At 74.2% G+C, this 21,799-nt stretch carries 22 protein-coding genes; 14 read left to right on the top strand and 8 right to left on the bottom strand.

Annotation, left to right across the window (positions count from 1 at the left end):
- The first annotated feature begins 19 nt into the window (after nt 1-19).
- The 3 genes from ilvA (at nt 20) to ACIBBF_RS20465 (ending at nt 3,157) form a co-directional block, all read left to right on the top strand.
- On the top strand, nt 20-1,270 hold the full coding sequence (gene ilvA, locus ACIBBF_RS20475) for a threonine ammonia-lyase (RefSeq protein WP_397416978.1): 1,251 nt from the start codon (nt 20-22) through the stop codon (nt 1,268-1,270).
- Nucleotides 1,271-1,376: 106 nt separating this feature from the next.
- A complete protein-coding gene (locus tag ACIBBF_RS20470; protein ID WP_397416976.1) occupies nt 1,377-1,745 on the top strand; it encodes a YciI family protein in 369 nt (122 codons plus the stop codon).
- Nucleotides 1,742-3,157, top strand: a complete 1,416-nt coding sequence (locus tag ACIBBF_RS20465) for an RNA polymerase sigma factor (protein WP_397416974.1) — start codon at nt 1,742-1,744, stop codon at nt 3,155-3,157. Before ACIBBF_RS20470 ends, ACIBBF_RS20465 begins: the two co-directional genes overlap by 4 nt.
- A gap of 35 nt (nt 3,158-3,192) precedes the next feature.
- On the opposite strand, the gene greA is transcribed toward ACIBBF_RS20465, so the two are convergent.
- The gene (gene greA, locus ACIBBF_RS20460) at nt 3,193-3,675 is read right to left on the bottom strand and encodes a transcription elongation factor GreA (protein WP_119142392.1); all 483 of its coding nucleotides are present in this window, start codon (nt 3,673-3,675) and stop codon (nt 3,193-3,195) included.
- A gap of 203 nt (nt 3,676-3,878) precedes the next feature.
- A complete protein-coding gene (locus ACIBBF_RS20455) occupies nt 3,879-4,397 on the bottom strand; it encodes a DUF4307 domain-containing protein (protein ID WP_397416971.1) in 519 nt (172 codons plus the stop codon).
- A gap of 168 nt (nt 4,398-4,565) precedes the next feature.
- On the opposite strand from ACIBBF_RS20455, the gene mca reads away from it, so the two are divergent.
- The 4 genes from mca to ACIBBF_RS20435 all read left to right on the top strand — a co-directional run bounded on the left by mca (nt 4,566) and on the right by ACIBBF_RS20435 (nt 7,869).
- Entirely contained in the window at nt 4,566-5,453 is an 888-nt protein-coding gene (gene mca, locus ACIBBF_RS20450; protein WP_397417146.1) for a mycothiol conjugate amidase Mca, read from the top strand.
- Nucleotides 5,450-5,863, top strand: coding sequence for a hypothetical protein (locus ACIBBF_RS20445; protein WP_397416968.1), 414 nt, complete (start codon nt 5,450-5,452; stop codon nt 5,861-5,863). The genes mca and ACIBBF_RS20445 overlap by 4 nt, the downstream gene beginning before the upstream one ends.
- Nucleotides 5,856-6,689 carry a carbon-nitrogen hydrolase family protein gene (locus tag ACIBBF_RS20440; protein WP_397416966.1) on the top strand — a complete coding sequence of 278 codons (834 nt, stop codon included), beginning with the start codon at nt 5,856-5,858 and terminating at the stop codon, nt 6,687-6,689. The genes ACIBBF_RS20445 and ACIBBF_RS20440 overlap by 8 nt, the downstream gene beginning before the upstream one ends.
- Before the next feature lie 85 nt (nt 6,690-6,774).
- The gene (locus ACIBBF_RS20435; protein WP_397416964.1) at nt 6,775-7,869 is read left to right on the top strand and encodes a nucleoside hydrolase; all 1,095 of its coding nucleotides are present in this window, start codon (nt 6,775-6,777) and stop codon (nt 7,867-7,869) included.
- 6 nt (nt 7,870-7,875) lie between these two features.
- Here the strand turns inward: ACIBBF_RS20435 and ACIBBF_RS20430 are convergent, their stop codons facing one another.
- Entirely contained in the window at nt 7,876-8,667 is a 792-nt protein-coding gene (locus ACIBBF_RS20430; RefSeq protein WP_397416961.1) for a hemolysin III family protein, read from the bottom strand.
- A 298-nt stretch (nt 8,668-8,965) separates the two neighbouring features.
- On the opposite strand from ACIBBF_RS20430, the gene ACIBBF_RS20425 reads away from it, so the two are divergent.
- Both ACIBBF_RS20425 and ACIBBF_RS20420 read left to right on the top strand, forming a co-directional pair.
- On the top strand, nt 8,966-9,727 hold the full coding sequence (locus tag ACIBBF_RS20425) for an isoprenyl transferase (protein ID WP_397416959.1): 762 nt from the start codon (nt 8,966-8,968) through the stop codon (nt 9,725-9,727).
- A gap of 135 nt (nt 9,728-9,862) precedes the next feature.
- Entirely contained in the window at nt 9,863-10,330 is a 468-nt protein-coding gene (locus tag ACIBBF_RS20420; RefSeq protein WP_397416957.1) for a MarR family winged helix-turn-helix transcriptional regulator, read from the top strand.
- 42 nt (nt 10,331-10,372) lie between these two features.
- Here ACIBBF_RS20420 and ACIBBF_RS20415 read toward each other — a convergent pair whose 3' ends face one another.
- Nucleotides 10,373-11,272 carry a LysR family transcriptional regulator gene (locus tag ACIBBF_RS20415; RefSeq protein ID WP_397416954.1) on the bottom strand — a complete coding sequence of 300 codons (900 nt, stop codon included), beginning with the start codon at nt 11,270-11,272 and terminating at the stop codon, nt 10,373-10,375.
- A gap of 86 nt (nt 11,273-11,358) precedes the next feature.
- On the opposite strand from ACIBBF_RS20415, the gene ald reads away from it, so the two are divergent.
- A complete protein-coding gene (gene ald / locus ACIBBF_RS20410; protein WP_397416951.1) occupies nt 11,359-12,477 on the top strand; it encodes an alanine dehydrogenase in 1,119 nt (372 codons plus the stop codon).
- A 26-nt stretch (nt 12,478-12,503) separates the two neighbouring features.
- Nucleotides 12,504-13,655, top strand: a complete 1,152-nt coding sequence (locus ACIBBF_RS20405; protein ID WP_397416949.1) for a glycerate kinase — start codon at nt 12,504-12,506, stop codon at nt 13,653-13,655.
- Nucleotides 13,656-14,031: 376 nt separating this feature from the next.
- On the opposite strand, the gene ACIBBF_RS20400 is transcribed toward ACIBBF_RS20405, so the two are convergent.
- Complete coding sequence (locus tag ACIBBF_RS20400) at nt 14,032-15,477, bottom strand: MFS transporter (protein WP_397416946.1); 1,446 nt, start codon at nt 15,475-15,477, stop codon at nt 14,032-14,034.
- A 72-nt stretch (nt 15,478-15,549) separates the two neighbouring features.
- On the opposite strand from ACIBBF_RS20400, the gene ACIBBF_RS20395 reads away from it, so the two are divergent.
- From ACIBBF_RS20395 to hemQ, 3 genes are all read left to right on the top strand, one after another.
- Nucleotides 15,550-16,428, top strand: a complete 879-nt coding sequence (locus ACIBBF_RS20395) for a LysR family transcriptional regulator (RefSeq protein WP_397416943.1) — start codon at nt 15,550-15,552, stop codon at nt 16,426-16,428.
- Nucleotides 16,429-16,546: 118 nt separating this feature from the next.
- Nucleotides 16,547-17,701: a ferrochelatase gene (locus ACIBBF_RS20390; protein ID WP_397416940.1), complete on the top strand. Its 1,155-nt coding sequence runs from the start codon at nt 16,547-16,549 to the stop codon at nt 17,699-17,701.
- A gap of 34 nt (nt 17,702-17,735) precedes the next feature.
- Nucleotides 17,736-18,485, top strand: a complete 750-nt coding sequence (hemQ, locus tag ACIBBF_RS20385; protein WP_397416938.1) for a hydrogen peroxide-dependent heme synthase — start codon at nt 17,736-17,738, stop codon at nt 18,483-18,485.
- 19 nt (nt 18,486-18,504) lie between these two features.
- Here the strand turns inward: hemQ and ACIBBF_RS20380 are convergent, their stop codons facing one another.
- The 3 genes from ACIBBF_RS20380 to ACIBBF_RS20370 form a co-directional block, all read right to left on the bottom strand.
- Nucleotides 18,505-19,488 carry a putative protein N(5)-glutamine methyltransferase gene (locus ACIBBF_RS20380; protein ID WP_397416936.1) on the bottom strand — a complete coding sequence of 328 codons (984 nt, stop codon included), beginning with the start codon at nt 19,486-19,488 and terminating at the stop codon, nt 18,505-18,507.
- Between the two features lie 127 nt (nt 19,489-19,615).
- Nucleotides 19,616-20,923, bottom strand: coding sequence for a Glu/Leu/Phe/Val dehydrogenase (locus tag ACIBBF_RS20375; protein ID WP_397416933.1), 1,308 nt, complete (start codon nt 20,921-20,923; stop codon nt 19,616-19,618).
- A 237-nt stretch (nt 20,924-21,160) separates the two neighbouring features.
- Nucleotides 21,161-21,760, bottom strand: coding sequence for a biotin transporter BioY (locus ACIBBF_RS20370; protein ID WP_397416930.1), 600 nt, complete (start codon nt 21,758-21,760; stop codon nt 21,161-21,163).
- Nucleotides 21,761-21,799: the final 39 nt, after the last annotated feature.

The following is a 21,799-nucleotide window of genomic DNA, read 5'->3' as shown; positions in this document are numbered from 1 at the left end:
GTCGGGCACCATGCCCGCTGTGCCACTGGATCCGTTCGACCTGGAGTCCTACGGCGGCCACCTCACGGTGACCGCCGCCGACGCCCGCGCTGCCGCCGAGATGCTCGACGGCGTCATCACCCGTACACCTGTCACCGAGAGCCGCGCGCTGTCCGCCATCGCCGGGACGAAGGTGCTGCTCAAGTGCGAGAACCTGCAGCGCGCGGGCTCGTTCAAGGTGCGGGGTGCCTACGTGCGGCTCGCACGGCTGTCGGCCGCCGAGCGGGAACGCGGCGTCGTGGCGGCCTCCGCCGGCAACCACGCCCAGGGCGTGGCGGTCGCCGCGGGCATGCTCGGCATCGACACCGTCGTCTACATGCCGGTCGACGCCGCACTGCCCAAGGTCGCCGCCACCCGCGGCTACGGGGCGGAGGTACGCATGGTGGGCTCGTCCGTGGACGAGGCGCTGGCCGCCGCACGCGTCGAGGCCGCGCGGTCCGGCCGCGTGCTCATCCACCCCTTCGACCACGTGGACGTCGTGGCGGGACAGGGCACCGTCGCCCTGGAGATCCTGGAGCAGGTGCCGGACGTCGCCACCGTCGTCGTGCCGTTGGGCGGCGGAGGACTGGTGGCGGGCATCGCGGCCGTGCTGGCCGAGGCCGCCCCGCACGTGAAGGTGGTGGGCGTGCAGGCGGCGTCGGCCGCGGCGTACCCGGGATCGCTGCAGGCGGGCAAGCCGCTGGCGGGGGCGCTGGGCGCCACCATGGCCGACGGCATCGCCGTCGGCCTGCCGGGCGACGTGCCCTTCGGGATCGTGCAGAAGCAGGGCGTCGACGTCCGGACCGTCACCGAGGACCAGCTCTCCCGCGCGCTGCTGGCCGTGCTGGAGCGCTCCAAGCTGATGGTCGAGCCCGCCGGTGCGGCGGGCGTCGCGGCGATCATGGCCGCGGGGCCGGGTGCGTTCGAAGGACCGGTCGTGGCGGTCCTGTCGGGCGGCAACATCGACCCGCTGGTGCTGCTCCGGGTGGTGCAGCACGGCCTCGTCGCGGCCGGGCGGTACCTCAAGCTGCAGGTACGGCTCGCGGACAAGCCGGGCGCCCTGGCCGGGCTCGTGGACACCATCGCGGCCGCGGGCGCGAACATCGTGGCGGTCGACCACACGCGCACCGACGTGGCGCTCTCCGTCTCGGAGGTGTGGGTCAACCTGCAGCTGGAGACCAAGGGCGCCGACCACCGGACCGCCGTCGTGGAGCGCCTGGAGTCCGAGGGCTACGAGGTGGTCGCCCGCTGAACGAGGCCGGGTGTCGTGCCGGCGCCCTCCCGTTCGTCGTGAGGGTGACGCGGTCGTCCGGCCGCGCGACCATGACACCGGGGGACACCCCGGAAGGGAGCACGCCATGCGTTACCTCATGCTCGTCCTGTCCACCCCGGACACCCCGGCGGAGCCGGGCGACGTGCCCGAGATCGAGGACTGGGTCCGGGACACCTACGGCACCGGTCGCGCGGTGCTGGGCGACCGGCTCCGGCCGCCCGCGGACGCCGTGGGCGTCCAGGTCCGCGCCGGGGAGGTGGTGGTCACCGACGGCCCGTTCTCCGAGACCAAGGAAGTGATCGCGGGCTTCGACGTGCTCGACGCTCCCGACCTCGACGAGGCGATCCGGATCGCCGCCGCCCACCCGATGGCGTACACGGGCGCGATCGAGCTGCGCCCCTTCTGGCCGCTCGGGCTGGACGGCGACGCCGACGGCAGCCCGGCCGGGGCGTGACCGACGTCGGGCGGGCCGTCGACGCGGCCTTCCGTGACGAGTGGGGGCGGGTGCTGGCGGCCGTCGCTCGCAGCACGGGTGACCTCGACCTCGCGGAGGACTGTACCCAGGAGGCCTTCGCCGTCGCGCTGCGCACCTGGCAGCGCGACGGCGTGCCCGCGCGCCCCGGCGCCTGGCTCACCACCACGGCCCGGCGGCGCGCGGTCGACCGCCTGCGGCGTCGCGCGGTCGAGGCGCAGAAGGTGGCGACGGCCGCGCGCCTGACCGAGCGGCTCGGCGGAGGGGCCGCCGATCCGGTGGCCGAGGCGGCGGACACGGCGGACGCGGGCGACGGCTGGGCGGGCAGCACGCCCGAGGACCCCGACGGCGACCTGCTGCGGCTCGTCTTCACGTGCTGCCACCCGGCGCTGCCCCTGGAAGGCCGGGTGGCGCTCACCCTGCGGTCCCTGACCGGCATGACGACGGCGCAGGTGGCGCGGGCCTTCCTCGTGCAGGAGACGACGATGGCCCAGCGCCTGACCCGCGCCAAGCGCAAGATCCGGACGGCCGGGATCGCGTTCCGTGTACCGCCGCCCGAGCTGCTGCACGAACGCGTCTCCGCCGTGCTCGCCGTGCTGTACGTGCTGTTCACGCAGGGGTACGACGCCTGGGCCGAGCCGGACGCCGTGGATCCTGGTGACGGCGTCGCGCCGGAGCCCGCTGCCACCGTCGCGGGGACCGCAGCCCGCCGGGCCCTGGCCGACGACGCGATCCGCGTCGCCCGGCTCGTCGCCCGGCTGCTGCCCGACGAGCCGGAGGCGCGCGGCCTGCTCGCGCTCCTGCTGCTCCAGCACGCGCGGCGTGCGGCACGGCTGGGGCCGGGCCGGGACGCGGCGTCCGGGCCGGTGCCGCGCACGCTCGACGAGCAGGACCGCTCGCTGTGGCGCCGGGACGAGATCGCCGAGGGCCTGGCCGTGCTCGACGACGCGCTCGCGGCCCGGCGCCCGGGGCCGTACCAGGTGCAGGCGGCGATCGCCGCCCTGCACGCACGGGCGACGACGGCCGACGGGACGGACTGGGCCGAGATCGCCGCGCTCTACGACGTGCTGCTCGGCATGACCGGGTCACCGGTGGTGGCGCTCAACCGCGCGGTCGCCGTGGGGATGCTGCGCGGACCCGAGGCCGGACTTGCCGAGCTGGACGCGCTCTCCTCCGCGCCCGAGCTCGCTGCCTATCACCTCTTCCCGGCGGTGCGGGCCGACCTCCTGCGGCGCGCGGGCCGACCGGACGAGGCCGTCGCGGAGTACCGCCGGGCGCTCGACCAGGTCGACCGGGAGGGCGACCGGCGCCTGCTGCGCGCCCGCCTCGCCGACCTGTCAGACGCCGACGGACCTGCCGGTCGTACGGGTCACCGCAGTGATCCGTACGTCTGACAGGTCCGTCGGGCGTCCGTCGGGCTCGGCGAGGGTCAGCCCTGGAAGGGCTTCGCGCCCGTGATCTCCACGGGGATGTCGCGCCCGTTGGGTGCCGTGTAGCTGGTCTTCGCACCGATCGACTTGCCGTCGATCGCGGCGCCCAGCGGCGACGTCGGCGAGTAGACGTCGAGGTCCGTGGACCCGGCCATCTCGCGCGAGCCGAAGAGGAAGTTCATCTCGTCGCCGGCGACCAGCGCCGTCACGACCATGCCCGGCTCCACCTTGCCGTCGTCCGCCGGGGTGCCGACCTGCACGTTCCGGAGCTTCTCGGTGAGCTCCAGGATGCGCGCCTCGTTCTTGGCCTGCTCCTCGCGCGCAGCGTGGTAGCCGCCGTTCTCCTTGAGGTCGCCCTCGTCGCGGGCAGCGGCGATGCGCTCGGTGATCTCCGCCCGGTAGGGACCGGAGAGATGCTCCAGCTCCGCCTTGAGCTTGTCGTGCGCCTCCTGGGTGAGCCAGGTGACAGAAGCTTCGGCCACGGGGGCTCTCCTTTCGTCGTTGCTCGGTCGAGCGGTTCACGGCAGCGCGCAGGTCCCGGCCGACGGAGCGGAACGGGCACGCGCGTCAGCCGGTCAACACAGCGTGTGAAACGACGAGAATACCAATTTTCGGGAAAGCCTTGCCAAGGCGCTCCCCGTTTCCGCTCTGAGCGGACGTCGCCCCGTGACGCGGCCGGGTGCCCTCAGCGCACCTCGCAGTGGTCGACGACGCCGGTGGTCGCGAGCTCCGTGGTCGCGATGGTCACGGTGTGCCGCGTGGTCCGCGCGTCGTCCGGACCCACCTCGACGTCGATCGCGCCGACCTCCGCGAAGTTCTTGCTCAGCGCGGTGACGGTGCACACGGCCTCGGTCCCGGGCGGCATGCTGACGTCGAACGTCACGTCCACCTCCTCGGCACTGGTGACCGAGAAACCGACGTCCGTGAAGGTCACGGGATCGCGCTGGGTGTCCACGATGGTGAACCATGCGGCGATCGCGACCCCCGCCGCCAGGGCGGCCCCCACGGCGATCCGGGCGCCCACCGAGAGCTTCGGTCGCGGGCGGACGTCGTCGCTCTCGTCCCACGGGTCCTCGTCGCGGGGCAGGTCCGCCCGCCGCGGTCCGGGCCGGGAGCGGCCGTAGCGCTCCGCGAGGTCCGGGGTCTGCGCCGGCGGCCGCGGAGGCGTGGCGGACGACGGGGCGGCGGGTTCTGGGTCGGTCATCACGGCTCGCTCGGATCGGGGTGTCGGTGGTTCGTAGCAAGATTGTCCGTGGACCATCATGGTCCATGGGTCGATCGTCCCAGAGCGACCGTCCCAGAGCGAATGTCCCCGACGCATCCCACACAGGAGGACCCAGTGTCCGTACCCGAGCGCGAGCCGCTCCGTCTGATGGCGGTGCACGCGCACCCGGACGACGAGTCGAGCAAGGGCGCCGCCGCGACGGCCCGTTACGCCGCAGAGGGGGTGGAGGTCCTCGTCGTGACGTGCACCGGGGGCGAACGGGGCGACATCCTGAACGCGTCGTTCGAGGTGCCGCCGGGGCACGAGTTCGAGTCGATCGAGGGGCGCCGCGCCGTGCGCCGGCTGGAGATGGCCCGCGCCGCCGAGGCGCTGGGCGTGCGTCAGCAGTGGCTCGGCTTCGTGGACTCGGGCCTGCCCGAGGGCGACCCGCTGCCCCCGCTGCCCGAGGGATGCTTCGCTCTGGTGCCGCTCGAGGAGGCGGCGGCGCCGCTGGTCCAGGCCGTGCGCGAGTTCCGCCCGCACGTCATCACGACCTACGACCCGTCCGGCGGGTACCCCCACCCCGACCACATCAAGTGCCACGAGATCTCGTGGGAGGCGTTCCACGCGGCCGGCGACCCGGACCGCTACCCGGGCACGGGCGAACCCTGGGAACCGCTCAAGCTCTACTACAACCACGGCTTCTCGATGGCTCGCATCCGCGCGGTGCACGAGGCCGTCCAGGGGGCCGGCCTGGAGTCGCCGTTCGGCGAGTGGGTCGAGTCGCGTGACGCCCGGGAGATCCCCGAGCGCCAGGTCACCACGCTGGTGCCGGTGGCCGACTACTTCCCGAACCGGGACGCCGCACTGACGGCGCACGCCTCGCAGATCGACCCGAACGGGTTCTTCTTCGCGGTGCCGCGGGACATCGAGGTCGACGTCTGGCCCTGGGACGAGTACGAGCTGGCGGAGTCCCGCGTGCCGCTCCCCGAGCGGGCACCGGGCGAGTACGAGCGTGACCTGTTCGAGGGCGTCCGGTCCGAGGTCCCCGCATGAGCCCGCTCGCCGTGGCCGCCCTCGCGTTCGCGACCGAGCCGTCACCGAACCCGACCGAGAACAACCTGCGTCCCGGCCTGGAGGAGTGGCAGGTCTCGCCGGGTCTCGTCGGCTTCGTCGTCACCTTCGCGCTGGCGCTGGCCTGTGTGCTGCTGTTCCTGAACATGAGCAAGCACCTGCGCCGGGCGGGCCACAACGCGAAGCAGCAGGGTCTTCCCGTGCCCCAGCCGGAGGTCATCAGCTTCCGGCGGTCCGACGACGACGCGCGCGAGCCCGGCGGCTCCACGGGCGAGGGCGGGGAACCGTCCGAGGTGCCGGCCGGCTCGCCGTCCGATCCGCCGTCCGGCGGCGGGTCGTCCGGCGGGGACAGCGGCGGCGGCTCGGGGGACAGCGGCGGTTCGGGTGCCTGACGGGGGCGACCCGGCGGCGGACGGCGTGGTGCGGGTGACGGTGGCCCAGATCGCCGTCTCGGACGACCACGGCGCCAACCGCCAGACCGTGCTCGACGCCTTCGGGGTCGCGGCTCGCGCCGGGTCGAACCTCCTGGTGCTGCCGGAGTACGCCTCCGCGTACGACCCGCGCGGTGTGGGCCCCGAGCACGCGGAGCCGCTCGACGGGCCGTTCGTGACGTTGCTGCGGGACCGCGCGCGCAGGCACGGCATCGCGGTGGTCGCGGGCGTCACGCTCCCCGGGTCCGACGGCGTCCGCGCGGCCAACGCCCTGGTCGTCGTCGACGGATCGGGGGAGCTCGCCGGGGTGTACCGCAAGGTGCACCTCTATGACGCCTTCGGCTACCGGGAGTCGGAGCGGCTGGAGGCGGGCCCGGCCGACGCGGATCCTGTCACGCTGCGCCTGGGCGGCCTCACGTTCGGCGTGCTGACCTGCTACGACCTGCGGTTCCCCGAGTCCGCTCGCCGGCTGGTCGACGCCGGCGCGGACGTCCTGGTGTACCCGGCGGCGTGGGTGGCGGGTCCGCTCAAGGCCGACCACTGGCACACCCTGCTGCGGGCCCGGGCGATCGAGAACACCGCCGTGGTGATCGGCGTCGGCATGACCGGCAAGGGCGTCGTCGGCCGCACGCTCCTGGCGGGGCCGGACGGCGTCGTCGGGCTGGAGATGGGTGAGGAGCAGGCCTACCGGACCGTCGATCTCGACCCCGCGCCGCTCGCGGCCGTCCGGGCGACCAACCCCTCGCTGGCCAACCGCCGTTACACGGTGGTCCCGGCCGGCACGTGAGCGTTTTCGGCCAGCGTCGAATGTCATGGGCACGGGCGCCGCGGGCGAGCACCATGACTCCGTCCGGTAACGGAGGGAGCGGGTCATGGTGGTCGTCCGGAAGCACGTGCGAGGGGTGCGGGCACTCGCGTCGGGGGCGCTCGCCCTCGGCCTGGCCGGGGCGGCGCTGACGCCCGCCGCCGCGCAGGACGGCGTGCGAGCCGCGGAACCGGCGGGGTACGGCCCCGTCCCGGTCGTCTACGACTCCGACCTGGACTTCGACGACGCGGCGACGCTCCTGTACCTCTGCCAGGCCGACAAGCGCGGCCTGATCGACCTGCGAGCCGTCACCGTGGTGAACAACGGCGTGGGCACCCCGGGCCGGTCGCTCACGCACGCCCGGACCATCCTGGCGAACTGCGGTCTGTCGCACGTGCCGGTCGCGGACGGGTCCGAGCAGTGGGTCAACGAGCCGCCGCCCGAGGCACGCGCGCTGTTCGAGCAGGTGCTGAGCGGGGCCCTGGGCGACGCGGGCGTGCCCGACGAGCCGGGCGCGGTGCCGGCCGCCGAGCTCATCGCCGGCACGGTGCGCGCCGCCCGCCGCCCGGTGACCGTCCTGGCCACGGGGCCGCTGAGCAACGTGGCTGCGGCGCTGGACCGGATGAGCCCGCGGACGCTCCACGACCGCCTCGGTCGCGTCGTCGTCATGGGCGGTGCCTTCGACGTGGGCGGCAACCTGTTCGGCTCGACCACCGAGGGGTTCGACAACACCCAGGAGGTGAACATGTGGATCGATCCGCCGGCGGCCGACCGCGTGCTCGCAGGCGTCCCGCGCGCCCGGGTGAGCATGGTCGCCCTCGACGCCACCAACCACGCGCCCATCACCCCTGCCTACGTGGAGCGCCTGGGCTCAGGGGCCACGACCTACGAGGCCCGCACGGTGCACGCGATCGTCACCCGGCCGGGCCTGCCCGAGCTGATCGGCCAGGGAATCATGTACTGGTGGGACACCTTGGCGGCCGTCTCGCTCGTGACGGGGCAGGGCGTGGACCACCGGATCCGGCCGGTCGACGTCGTGCTGGACGGTCCGTCGGCGGGCCGCACGGTGGACGTGCCGACGGGCACACCCCAGCGCGTGAGCACGACCGCGGACGGCGCCCTGTTCGAGGACCTGTTCCTCGCCGGGCTGAACGGGCGGTGACCCGGGTCAGATGGCCAGGTTGGCGAGGTAGATCGCGACCACGTGGCAGGCGAACCCGAGCACGGTGAACACGTGGAAGATCTCGTGGAAGCCGAACCAGGCCGGGCTGGGGTCGGGCTTCTTGGTGCCGTAGACGATCGCACCGAGCGTGTAGGCGATCCCGCCCGCCAGGATCAGCCAGACCACCGCCGGGCCGCCGATGGCCCAGAACTGGCCCATGTACGCCACGGCCACCCAGCCGAGCGCGAGGTAGACCGGGACGTAGACCCAGCGGGGCGCGTTGAGCCAGAAGACCCGCGCGAGCAGCCCGAGCAGCGCGCCGCTCCAGACGAGCGTGAGCAGCACGGTGCCCTGGCCGGGCGGCAGGAGCAGCACGGCGAGCGGTGTGTACGTGCCGGCGATGATCAGGAAGATGTTGGTGTGGTCCAGGCGCCGGAGCACCGCGTCGGTGCGGGGCGACCAGTTGCCGCGGTGGTACACCGCCGAGACACCGAACAGGAGGCAGGCGCTCAGGCCGAACACCGACGCCGAGATCTTGCCCGCCGTCGTGGGGGCGAGCGCGATGAGCACGATGCTGGCGGCGAGAGCGAACGGGAACGTGCCCGCGTGGATCCAGCCACGGAGCCGCGGCTTGATCTTGCGCTCGACCTTCTCGACCGTGGAGGAGACGGAGGTGGAGATGACCTGCACGACGTCGCCGGCCTTGTCGCGGACGCCGTCGAGCGTCTCCGAGACCTTGCCGGTGACCTCCTCCAGGCGGCCGGCCTGACGGTCCGGCCCGTCTGCTTGAGCTACCACGTGGCCTCCTTGATCCTCGGCGACCGGCGTCCCCGTGGTGCCGGGACGCTACCTACGGTCGCGTAACTTACTCTAGCGTAGGTTAGGGGCCGGCAGGCGGGACAGGGGCCTTGTGAAGATCCTGCGCCGGGTTGGCGCGAGTCGCCCGTCCAGGGCCCCGGAGCGGCGGCGACGCGCGGGAACGCGCACGTCGGAGGGGTACCTTTGTCCACGTCCCACCGGGTGGACCGACCCGGGCCAGAGCTGCCGTGCGGACCGCGTCACGCGGCACCCGCGGCCCGACCCCACTGAGGTATCCGTGCGTCTGCCCAGCCCGCTGTACCGCCTCTACGAGCGACGTCTGGCGTCTGCCCTGCACGGTGCGACGCTGCCCCGGCACATCGGCGTGATGCTCGACGGCAACCGCCGCTGGGCGCGTTCGTTCGGCGAGACCGCGGCCACCGGGCACCGGCGCGGTGCCGACAAGATCACCGAGTTCCTCGGCTGGGCCGAGTCGCTGGGCATCGAGGTCGTCACCCTGTGGATGCTCTCCACGGACAACCTCAGCCGGTCCGCCGACGAGCTGAGCAACCTGCTCGACATCATCGAGGACGCCGTCTCCGACCTCGCGGAGTCCGGCCGCTGGCGCCTGCGGGTCATCGGCCGGCTCGACCTGCTCCCCGCCCGCCTGGCCGCGGCCCTGCGTGCGGCGGCCGACCGCACCGCGGGCGTCAAGGGCCTCCAGGTCAACGTGGCGATCGGGTACGGCGGCCGCACCGAGATCGCCGACGCCGTCCGCTCGTACCTCCGGGAGCGGGCGAAGGACGGGGCGACGCTGGCCGACCTCGCCGAGTCCATCGACGTCGAGCACATCGCGGAGCACCTGTACACCAAGGGGCAGCCGGATCCCGAGCTGGTCATCCGGACCTCGGGGGAGCAGCGCATCGGCGGGTTCCTCATGTGGCAGAGCCAGCACAGCGAGTTCTACTTCTGCGAGGCATACTGGCCCGCGTTCCGCCGGGTGGACTTCCTCCGGGCGCTGCGGGACTTCTCGCTGCGCGAGCGCCGGCTCGGCCGCTGAGCCCGCTCGTCCGGCGGGGTTGCGGACCTGCTCCGGCGCATCGATCCATATGGTGAAATTCGCCACCACTGACCCAGGTAGGTAAGTGAAAGTTCAGTCAGGTAGCGTGCCGTGAATGAGACGGAGTGCGCGTTGATGACCGAACGTCGTGTGCCGTCGGCGCGCGAGGCTGCCGAGGCGTGGGAGTCGTTGTTCCGGGCCCAGGTGACGGTGATGCGCCGGCTCCTGGCCGACGACATCTGGGGCGACCTGAGCATGCGCGAGTACGACGTGCTGTTCACGCTCGCCCTCGCACCGGGCGAGACGCTCCGGCTGCGGGAGCTCAACGAGAACATCCTCATGGCGCAGTCCTCGTTGTCGCGCATGGTGGAACGGCTGGAGAAGCGCGGGCTGGTGCGTCGGCACCCCGCGCCCGAGGACGGCCGGGGTGTGCTGGTGAGCCTGACGGAGGAGGGCTCGGCCACCCAGAAGGAGCTCGGCCGGCGCCATGTGCGGTCCATCGCGCACTACGTGACCCCGGCGATGGACGCCGCCGACCTGGTCCGGCTCCGGGAGCTGACCGAAGCCCTGCGCGCTGCCCAGGCGGACATCGAGGATTTCTGACCCGGGCGCGGTCGCAACCCAGCTGACCTGCGCAGATGCTCCTCAGGCCGAACGGGCCCGGTGCCGGATCGCCTCCACCACGGCCTGGACGGCAGCCCGGTCGAGGGTGGGGCGTCGGGTCACGAGATGGATGTCCCGGCGGGGCGGGTCGACGAGGTCCAGCGTGCGCACCGCGTAACGGTCGTGCACGGCGAGCAGCGGCAGCAGCGTGATCGACAGCCCCGCCTCGACGTGGTTCAGCAGCGTCCCGTGACTCTCGAACCGGGCCACCGTCGTGGGGGTGAAGCCCGCCCGGCGGCAGAGGCGCTCCGCCAGGTCGGCGAGGTGCGCGCCGGGATGCTCGAACGCCCACGGCTCGTCGGCGAGGGAGGCCAGGTCGACCCGGCCGGCACGCTGGCCCGGCGGGGTGTCGCGCGCCGTCACGAGGACCACGCGGTCGCCGGTGAGCGGCAGGCGCGCGAGGTCGGCGTCGGGTGGGACGGGGGCGTCCGGGAAGTCGGCGCACACGGCGACGTCCACCTCGCCGCGCTGCACGGCGGGCCGGCTGACCACGGGCTCGGCCTCGGTGAGCCGCACAGAGATCCGGGGGTGCTCGGTGGCGAGGTCCGTCACGGCGGGCACCACGATGTCGTGGAAGGCGCTCGTGAACGCGGCCACCCGCACCACGCCCGTGGCCTCGGAGTACAGGCCGGCGAGGTCGGCCTCGGCGGTGGCGATCCGGTCGAGGATGTCGGACGCGTGGCCCGCGAGGGTGACGCCGGCCGGGGTCAGCCGGATGCGCCGTCCCGTGCGCTCGAAGAGCTGAGCCTTCGTCTCGGTCTCCAGCGTCGCGAGCTGCTGGGACACGCTCGAGGGGCTCATGTGGGTCGCCTCGGCCACCGCGCGCACGGTGCCGAGCAGGTGGAGCTGGTGCAGGAGCCGGAGCCGCCAGGGGTTGAGCATGGCCCCATCTTTGTGCAGAAGCGCCGAACATTCTATTCGGGAATGTGTCCTGGACCCGCACACGGCTGGATGCCTACCGTCGCCCTATGAACATCGGCGTTCCCACGGAGACCAAGAACAACGAGTACCGCGTGGCCGTCACGCCCGCCGGCGCGCACGAGCTGGTCCGTCGCGGCCACGACGTGCTGGTGCAGGCCGGCGCGGGACGGGGTTCGGGGTTCGCCGACGACGCCTACCGGCTCGCGGGCGCGCACCTGGTGGACACGGCCGACGAGGTCTGGGGCCAGGCCGAGCTGCTGGTCAAGGTCAAGGAGCCGATCGAGCCCGAGTACGGCTTCATGCGGCCGGACCTGACCCTCTTCACCTACCTGCACCTGGCTGCCTCCGCGCCGTGCGCCGAGGCGCTCCTGGCGGCGGGGACCACCGCCGTCGCCTACGAGACGGTGCAGCTCGCGGACGGTTCGCTGCCGCTGCTGAGCCCTATGAGCGAGGTCGCCGGGCGGCTGTCCGCGCAGGTCGGCGCCTACCACCTGATGCGCCCGCAGGGCGGCACGGGGGTGCTGATGGGCGGCGTCGCCGGCACGCCGAAGGCCAAGGTGGTGGTGATCGGCGGCGGGGTGGCCGGCGAGCACGCCGCGGCCAACGCGCTCGGGATGGGCGCCGACGTCACCGTCCTGGACGTCTCCCTGCCCGCGCTGCGCCGGCTCGAGGTGCGGTTCGGCGGAGCGGTGACCACGCGCGCCTCCACCACCTACGACGTGGCGGAGCAGGTCGAGTCCGCGGACCTGGTCATCGGGTCCGTCCTGGTGCCCGGCGCGGCGGCGCCCCGGCTCGTCACGGACGCCATGGTCAAGGCGATGCGGCCCGGTGCGGTGCTCGTCGACGTGGCCATCGACCAGGGCGGCTGCTTCGAGCACTCGCGCCCCACCACGCACGACGCCCCGACCTTCGCCGTCCACGACACCCTCTACTACTGCGTGGCGAACATGCCGGGCGCCGTGCCCGCGACGTCGACCCGGGCGCTGACCAACGCGACCCTGCCGTACGTGGCCGCGCTCGCCGACCGGGGCTGGCGGGACGCGCTGCGCGCCGACGCGGCGCTGGCCCGGGGCCTGAACACCCACGCCGGGCAGGTCGCCAACCAGGGCGTCGCCGACGCGCTCGGCGTCGCCGCCGTCCCGCTGACCGAAATCCTCGCCGGCTGATCGCCCGGACCGCCTACGATCGGCGCGTGGAGCCGCTGCGCGTCGTCGTCTGCCCCGACTCGTTCAAAGGGAGCCTGTCCGCGTCCGAGGTCGCGTCCGCCGTCACCGACGGTGTGCTGGACGTGGCCCCGGACGCCGTCGTCACCCGTCTGCCCATGGCCGACGGCGGTGAGGGGACGCTCGCCGCGCTGCTCGCCGTCTGGGGCGGGCAGCCGCTGACCGTCGAGACGGTCGACGCCATCGGCCGCCCCGCGTCGGCCCGGTGGGCCGTGTCGCCCGACGGACGCACCGCCGTCGTCGAGCTCGCCGAGGCCAGCGGCCTGCCGCGCGTCTCGGACGTGCCGCTCCAGCCGCTGCACGCGAGCACACGCGGTACCGGCGACGTCGCCCGCGCCGCCCTGGACGCCGGGGTCAGCGAGATCCTGCTGTGCCTGGGCGGGTCCGCGTCGACGGACGGCGGGGCGGGCATCCTGACCGGCCTCGGCGCCCGTCTCCTCGACGCCGACGGTCGCCAGGTGCCCGACGGCGGCGAGGGGCTCGCGTCCGTCGCGTCCCTGGACCTCACCGGGCTGCACCCGCGGGCCCGCGAGGTGCGCTGGCGGCTCGCCGTCGACGTCACCAACCCGCTGGTCGGCGAGCACGGGGCCGCGCACGTGTTCGGGCCGCAGAAGGGGGCGCGGGACGGCGTCGTGGACTTCCTCGACGACGCCCTGCGGCACTGGTCCGGGGTGCTGGAGCGCGAGACCGGGCAGGCCGTGGCCGAGGTGCCCGGCGCGGGTGCCGCCGGCGGCGTCCCGGCCGGCCTCGTCGCGGTGCTCGGCGCCGAGACCACTCCGGGCGCCGTGCTCGTCGCCGAGACCGTCGGCCTGCCGGCCGCGCTCGCCGACGCCGACCTCGTGATCACGGGCGAGGGATCGTTCGACTCGCAGTCGGTGCGCGGCAAGGTGGCCGACGGCGTGGCCCGCCTCGCCGCCGCATCACCGACCCGCCCGCCGGTGGTCGTCGTGGCCGGTCAGGTGCTGCTGCCGGAGGCGCAGGCCCGCGCCGCGGGGATCGCCGCCGCGTTCTCGATCGCGCCAGGGCCTGTCGAGCTGGACGACCTCATCGCTCGCACCGCCACGCGGTTGCGGGACGTCGCGGCGGCTGTCACGAGCCTGGTTGGCGCGGCGCGCCGCTGATCTCCGGCTGGGCTCGGGGTGATTTCTGGCTGGCTTCTGGCTGGCTTTGCCTGGGCTGCGGTTGGGCTTCAGGGCTTCAGGGCTCCGGGGCTCCTGGGCTCCGGGGCTCCTGGGCTTCTGGGCTCCGGCTGGGCTCGGGGCCTCGGCGCCCGGTGCTGCGCGCCGAGGTCGGTCACTTGTTCGTCAGGTCGGCAGTTCGCCTCGAGGTCGGCACAGGCCTGTACCGACCTCGAGGCAAACTGCCGACCTCGGCAAGGAGACTGCCGACCCGGGGACAGACTGCCGACCTGGGACGGCCTGCCGACCGGGGCAGACTGCCGACCGGGACAGCCGCCGACCGGGACAGCCTGCCGACTTCCGGGTGGCAGGACGCCGGTCAGCCCGGCTGACGGACCGGCGAGGCAGGTCGGTACCGGTCGGGGTCGACCGTGTCACGCCGGGTCCGGAGCCAGACGACGGCGCCGAGCGCGGCGACCACCTGCATCAGGCCGGTGACCACCAGCACCGGGCCGGCCCCGAACGCGCCGATCAGTGCGCCGCCGGCCAGCAGCCCGGCCGACGCGCCGCCGGCGTGCAGCACGGTCTCGGCCGTGAACGCCGTGCGGCGCTCCGCGCCGGTGGTCCGGTCGACGATGAGCGCGTTGAGGGCTGCGATCCCGAACGGCATCGTGATACCGCCGACCGCGGACACCAGGCCGACGGCGACCAGGTCTGGCGCGGCGACCGGCAGCGCGAGGTACGCGAGGCCGAACACCACCCAGGAGATCACGATCGCCGGGATGCGCGGCACCCGGTCCACCACGAGCGGGGCGACGAACGACGCCCCGACGGTGGCGGCGCCGTAACCCGCCATCCCGGCTGCGATCAGCTCGCCCGGACGGCCGAGCTCCGCACCGAGCAGGGCCAGGCCCAGCGTGAAGCCGAACCACGTGACGCCGCCGACTCCCGCCAGCCCCAGGCCGGCGGCCAGGTCCGGGTGGGCGCGCAGCAGGGCGCGCACCGAGGAGCCGTCGTCGCTGCCGGCCGCGCGCCCGTCACCGACTCCCGCGCCGCCCTCGGTCCCGGCGGCCTCCCCGGCCGGCGCGACATCCGCCCGCCCGGCATCCGCCCGCCCGGCGTCCGCCCGCCCGGCGTCCGCCCGCCCGGCGTCCGCCCGCCCGGCGTCCGCCCGCCCAGCGTCTGCCCGCCCGCCGTCGTCGAGCACCACATCGTCCAGCACCACATCGTCCTGCACGGCACCAGCCGTCCGCGCGGCCGGGACCGTGAGCATCACCGCGGCGGCCAGTGCGACCGCCGCCGCCTCGCACCACAGCAGCGGCTCGGTGCCCCAGGCGACCAGGAGCCACGCACCGAGCGCGGGCGCGAAGATCATGGACGCGCGATGCGCCAGGTCCTGCCAGGCCAGCGCCTTGGGGCCGACGCCGGGCGGGATCCCGGGCAGCTCCGCCAGGTCGGCGGTGAGGGCGCGCTGCGCCGGTGCGAGCAACGCCGAGGCAGCTCCGGTGACCAGGCCGGACGCGCACAGCACCACCGCGCCCACGCCGACGGTGGCCGCCGCGACGGGCACCAGGGCGAGCCCGAGCGCCTGGACGACGAGCAGGACGGCCAGCGCCCGGCCCGACATGAGGTGCGGTCGCAGGCGCCGTCCCCACCAGGCGGAGGTGAGCAGCGGCAGCCCGGCGAAGCCGCCGACGAGGCCGGTGGTCCAGGCGTCACCCGTCTGGTCGAGCGCGACCAGGGGCAGGGCGACGGCGGTGATCCGCTGACCGGTCCAGGTGACGAAGGTCGTGGCGGTCAGCGTGACGAGGTGAGGATGGCGCACCCTGCCATCGTGCGGGTGCACGTCGCGGGCCGGTAGACGGCTGCCCCGCATGAGCAGGCATAGGCTGGTGCTATGACCTCATACCCCACGGTCGAGGACCTCCGCCTGGTCGACGCCGTCGCGCGGCACGGGTCCCTCGGCGCGGCGGCCCGCGAGCTGCTGGTGAGTCAGCCCTCGGCGAGCCAGCGGCTCGCCGCGCTGGAACGGCGCGTGGGGGTCACGCTGTTCGAGCGCGACACGACCGGCGCCCGGCTGACGGCCGCGGGGCGCGAGTTCAGCGACCAGGCCGCGCACGTGCTCGACCACCTGGCGGCCATCGTCGAGCGCACCCTGTCGGCCGCCCAGTCGCGCACGGTCTCCGTGGGCGCGTTCCCGAGCATCGCGGGCACGCTGTTCGCGGCGCTCGACGTGCTGCTCGACGACGCCGTGGTGCAGCCCGTGGTGGACCACGGCCCGAGGCTGCTGGAGTGGGTGGAGCGTGGCACGCTCGACGCGGCCTTCACCGGCATCGCGAAGCAGGTGCCCATCGCCCGCGGCCTGGTGGTCACCGAGGTGGGGCGCCACGACCTGGTGACGCTCCTGCCCGACGGTGCTCCCGAACCCGGTCCGGGCCGCCGGCCGTACGCCGGGCAGACGGTCGTCTACTGTCCGCTCGACCTGAGCGGGGACGCCCTGCACCGCCGGCTCACCGAGCTCGGCGCGCACGCCCGGCCCGGCGCGACGGCGGAGGCCGCGGTGCGGACGGCGCGGGAACGGCGGTGCGCCGTCGTCGTCCCGGACATGGTGGCGCGCTGGTACGCCGCGCCGGGCGACCGGACGGTGCCCGCACCGACCCGGGGGCGCGTCACGCTGTCGATGGTGACGCGGAGCCCTGCCCCGGCGGTGCTGCTGGACGCGCTGCCGGGCCTGCGCGACCGGCTCCGCACGGGGAACGTGCACGCCCGGTCCTAGCCCGGTCGTCCCGCGGGAATGCGTGACCTGGTGTTCTGACAGCATGTCGCTTCGATGTCACGTCCCGTTCGTCCCTCTGCGGGCGTGCCGGACCGCCGGACGGTGGAAAGATGTCCGCATGCCCGCCAACACCCCCCAGTCCGCGGCGCACGTCGCCGCGCCGTACGACGCCCTGCTGCTCTACTCCTTCGGTGGCCCGAACCAGCCCGAGGACGTGGTGCCGTTCCTCCGCAACGTCACCGCGGGCAAGGGCATCCCGGACGAGCGGCTCGAGGAGGTGGGCGAGCACTACTACGGGTTCGGCGGCAAGAGCCCCATCAACGAGCAGAACCTCGCGCTGAAGGCGGCGCTCGAGGCCGAGCTCGCCAGCCGGGGCATCGACATCCCGGTCGTCTGGGGCAACCGCAACTGGGAGCCGTACACCAACGACGCGGTCGACGAGCTGGAGAAGCTGGGCGCCGAGCGCGCCGTCGCGCTCGTGACCAGCGCGTTCTCCTCGTACTCCGGCTGCCGCCAGTACCGCGAGGACCTCGCGGTCACGCTCGACAAGCGTGGCCAGCTCGGCCCCGACGGGTCGACGGGCGTGCGGTTCGACAAGATCCGCTCCTACTTCAACCACCCGGGATTCGCACAGGCCAACGTCGACGCCGTCGTCGAGGCGTACGCCGAGCTCGCGGCGCAGGGTGGCTCCGGTGCGGACGCGCGGCTCGTCTTCGTCACGCACTCGATCCCGGACACCATGGAGGCCGCGTCGCGGATCTCCCACGCCACCTACTCCGAGCAGCACCTGGACCTCGCGCGGGTGGTCGCGGCCCAGGTGGCCGAGCGCGTCGGGCACGAGGTGCCCTGGGACCTCGCGTACTGCTCGCGCTCGGGCCCGCCCAGCCAGCCGTGGCTGGAGCCCGACGTCAACGACCACCTGGAGGCTCTGTCCGGCGAGGGCGTGCGTGACGTGGTGCTCTCCCCGATCGGGTTCGTCTCCGACCACATGGAGGTCGCCTACGACCTCGACACGGAGGCCCTGGCCACGGCGAAGGACCTCGGCATGACCGCCGTGCGGGCCGGCACCGTCGGCACGCGCGAGCCCTTCGTCGCCGGCCTGGTCGACCTGCTGCTGGAGCGGGCGGCGATCGCGCGCGGCGAGGAGGTCGAGGAGGCCACGGTCGGCGCCCTGCCGGCCTTCCGCTCGGTCTGTGCGCCGGGCTGCTGCCTGCGGCGCGACGGCGAGCCGAGCGGCGTCCCGGCGCTGTGCAGCACCGATCTGTACTCCTGAGGCCCGAGCGACGGCCGCGAGCGAGAGGTACGACATGAACGACGCACACGTGCACGGGGACACCGGGCACGAGATCGACACCACCGCCATCAACGAGGGCATCCGGTACACGATGTTCTCCGTCTTCTCCGTCACCGAGACGCTTCCCGCGGACGACGCCGAGCGCAAGGCCGTCGTGGCCGAGGCGGAGGCCGCGGTGGGTGGCGGCTCCGACCCGGCGGCGACGTCGGGCGACCTGGTGACCCGCGGCTGGTACGACGTGGGCGGCCTGCGCTCGGACGCGGATCTCATGCTCTGGACCCACGGTCCCTCGATCGAGTCCGTGCAGGGCGCCTACCAGCGCCTGCGCGCGTCCGAGCTGGGCCGCTCGCTGGAGCCGGTGTGGTCGGTCGCCGCCCTGCACCGCCCGGCCGAGTTCAACCGCGGCCACGTGCCGGCGTTCCTCGCCGGCGAGACACCGCGCGACTACCTGTGCGTCTACCCGTTCGTGCGGTCCTACGACTGGTACCTGCTGCCCGAGGACGAGCGCCGCACCATGCTGCGCGACCACGGCATGGCGGCCGCGGGCTACAAGGACGTGCGGGCCAACACCGTCTCGGCGTTCGCGCTCGGCGACTACGAGTGGATCCTCGCGTTCGAGGCCGACGAGCTGCACCGCATCGTCGACCTGATGCGCGACCTGCGTGCCACCGAGGCCCGTCGGCACGTGCGCGAGGAGGTGCCGTTCTTCACGGGGCCGCGCACCACCCTCGCGGACTGGGCGGACCGGCAGCCCCTGAGCTGACCGCCCGCCGGGTGAGCGGCTAGCCCGGCAGGGTCGCGGCCAGGGCCGTCGCGCCCAGGTCGTCGTCCTCCAGGACGGTCACCGTCAGCCCGGCCGCCGCCATGTGCCCGACGGCCGCGCTCACCTGGCCGGAGCCCGTCTCGACGAGCAGGTGCCCGCCCGGGCGCAGCAGTCCCGGCGCCAGGTCGATCACGCGTCGCAGGAGCGCCAGCCCGTCGTCCCCGCCGTCGAGCGCGGCGCGCGGCTCGTGGTCGCGGGCCTCGGGCGGCATCATCGCGATGGCCGCGGACGGGACGTAGGGCGCGTTCGCGACGACGACGTCGGCGCGGCCCCGGACCGACGCCGGGAGGGGGTCGTCGAGGTCGCCCGTGCAGGTGTGGGCGCGGAGCCTGCCGGGTTGCGGCCCGTCGGCCCCGTCCGGGCCGGTCCGGTCGGTGACCGGCGGGCGGCCTGCGCGCGGCGGCAGGCCCGTCCCTGCGGTCCGCGCCGCGGAGGACTCGGCCGCCAGCGCCGCCAGGTTCTCGTGCGCGCAGGCGGTGGCGGCCGGGTCCACGTCGGCGGCGTGCAGCTCGACGTCGTGCCCCGCGGCGAGGAGGCGGGCGGCGACCGCCCCGCCGAGCGCGCCGCAGCCGCAGCAGAGGTCGACGACGAGGACCGGGCCGGTCGTCTCGGGGCCCGGCGCGTCCGGCTCGGGCGGGGTGCGCGTCTCCGACGCGGTCGCGCGGGCCGCCGGGGTCCGGTCCGGCATCGCGCGGCGGGCCGCCTCGCGGACCAGCAGCTCGGAGCGCTGCCGGGGCACGAACACCCCGGGGGCCACGGTCCAGCGGCGGCCGTCGAGCTCGGCCCAGCCCACCAGGTGCTCCAGCGGGAACCCGCCGACCCGCGCTGCGGTCAGCTCGTCGAGGCGCGCGGCGTCACCGCCGGCGGCCTCGGTCAGGATGCGGGCCTCGTCCTCGGCGAAGACACAGCCCGCTGCGCGCAGACGCGCGACAAGGTGCTCCATGCCCCTGAGGGTAGGCGACGTACCCGGCTCCCTCGCCGGACGGAACGAGATCGGTCCCTTGCCCCGAGATCGGTCCATTAACGGACCGATCTCGGAGCAAGGGACCGAAGTCGTGGCGACTTGACCGTCAGGGGTACAGGCCCCGGATCTGGTGCGCCTCCGCCACCCGCTTGACGCCGATCACCAGCGCGGCGTCGCGCAGGGACAGGTTCTCGCGCTTGGCCAGGGCGGACACCTCCGCGTACGCGGTGGTCATGCGGTGCTCCAGCTTGTCGGCGATCTCCTGCTCGGTCCACCAGTAGGTCTGGTTGGCCTGGACCCACTCGAAGTAGGAGACCACCACACCGCCCGCGTTCGCGAGCACGTCGGGCACCACGGTCACGTCGTTCTTCGCGAGCAGGGCGTCGCCGGCCGCGGTCGTGGGGCCGTTGGCGCCCTCGACCACCCAGCGGGCCTTGACGTCGCCGGCCGTGGTCTCGTCCAGCACGCCCTCGATGGCGGCGGGCACCAGCACGTCGACGTCGAGCGCGAGCAGCTCCGTGTTGGACACCGGGTCCGCGCCGTCGAAGCCGACCACGGAGCCCGTGCGCCGCACGTGGTCCATCAGGCGGGGGACGTCGAGGCCGTCGTCGGCCCGGACGCCGCCGTACTGGTCGCTCACGGCGACCACGCGGGAGCCGCGCGCCGCGAAGATCTCGGCGGCGTGCGAACCCACCTTGCCGAAACCCTGGATGGCGACCGACACCTCGGTCAGGGGCACGCCCGCCTCGGCGAGCGCGGCGCCCGTGACGTGCACGATGCCCGCCGACGTGGCGGTGCCGCGGCCCAGCGAGCCGCCGACGGCCAGCGGCTTGCCGGTCACGACGGCGGGGATGGTGTAGCCGCGGTTGACCGAGTAGGTGTCCATCACCCAGGCCATGGTCTGGGCGTCGGTGCCCATGTCCGGGGCCATGATGTCGGTGTCGGGGCCGATCATCGGCATGATCTCGGAGGTGTACCGCCGGGTCACGCGCTCCAGCTCGGCCTGCGAGTAGCCGCGGGGGTCGATGGCGACGCCGCCCTTGGCGCCGCCGTACGGCAGGTTGACCACCGCACACTTCCAGGTCATCCACATGGCCAGCGCCCGCACCTCGTCGACGTCGACGGAGGGGTGGTAGCGCAGGCCGCCCTTGCCCGGGCCCAGGCTCACGTTGTGCTGCACGCGGAAGCCGTGGAACAGCACGGTCTCACCGGTGTCGCGGCGCAGCGGCACCGACACGTGGATCTCGCGACGCGGGGTGGCGAGCATGCGGTGCAGGCCCTCGTCGTAGCCGAGGATCTCGGCCGCCGTGGCGAGCTGCGCGTGCGCGGTCGCGAGGGCGGACCCCTCCTCGGGCGAGTCGGACGGGGAGAAGGCGGGCGATGCTGCGGGGGTGGACGTCGTTGTCGTCGTCACGTAGGTCCTCCGGGGGAGAACGGCGCCTGCGCTGTGCGAGCAGGACGCGGGTTGCGCGGCGCGGGGTTTGCGCCTCGTCATCAACCGTATCGCTTCGATGCGGGTGATTGCCCGACGGCGGTGTGTGCGACCGGAGAACTTCCGGTGAGCGGTGGTCGCCCGGGCAGGGCGGGCCGGTTCGCGGCCCGGGTCCGGGCCTCCGCGGGGGTGTGCGGAGGCCCGGTTCGGTGCCGGTGCTCAGCGCTCGGTGAGCCGCCAGGCACCCGGGAGCAGCACGCCGGCCAGCACGGCCTTGATCGCGTCGCCCACGAGGAACACGACGGCGCCGGCCATGACCGCGTCGACCGGCGACATGCCCGTCGAGACCGCCAGCCACGGCACGCCGACCGCGTAGATCACCGCGGTGCCGGCGGCGAAGGCGAGGACGGTGCCCAGCACGCCGCGGTCCAGGCCCCGGCGGGCCAGCGCGCCCACGACGAAGCTCGCCACGACGAAGCCGACGATGTACCCGCCCGAGGCGCCCAGCACCACCTCGACGCCGGACGCCCCGCCGGTGAAGACGGGCAGTCCGACCACGCCGAGCGCCAGGTACAGCGCCTGGGCCAGAGCGCCGCGCACGGGGCCGATCGCGGCCGCGCCGAGCAGCACGGCGAACGTCTGGCCGGTGACCGGCACGGGCAGGCCCGGGATCGGCACGCGGAGCTGTGCCGCCAGGGCGGTGAGGGCGGCGACGCCCACGACGAGGGCGATGTCGCGTGCGACAGTGCCCGGCAGGAGGTCGGCCAGCACGCGGCGCGGGTTGGAGCGCGGGACCAGGGGGAACGCGAGGGTCGTCATGGTCAACGACAGTAAGCGGTCGGGCAAGGACAGGGCAGC

Source organism: Promicromonospora sp. NPDC050880 (assembly GCF_044456525.1).
In the GTDB taxonomy this organism is placed as follows: Bacteria; Actinomycetota; Actinomycetes; order Actinomycetales; family Cellulomonadaceae; genus Promicromonospora.
The sequence above is the reverse complement of the archived record's forward strand: the minus strand, read 5'-3'. Positions and strand labels throughout refer to the sequence as shown.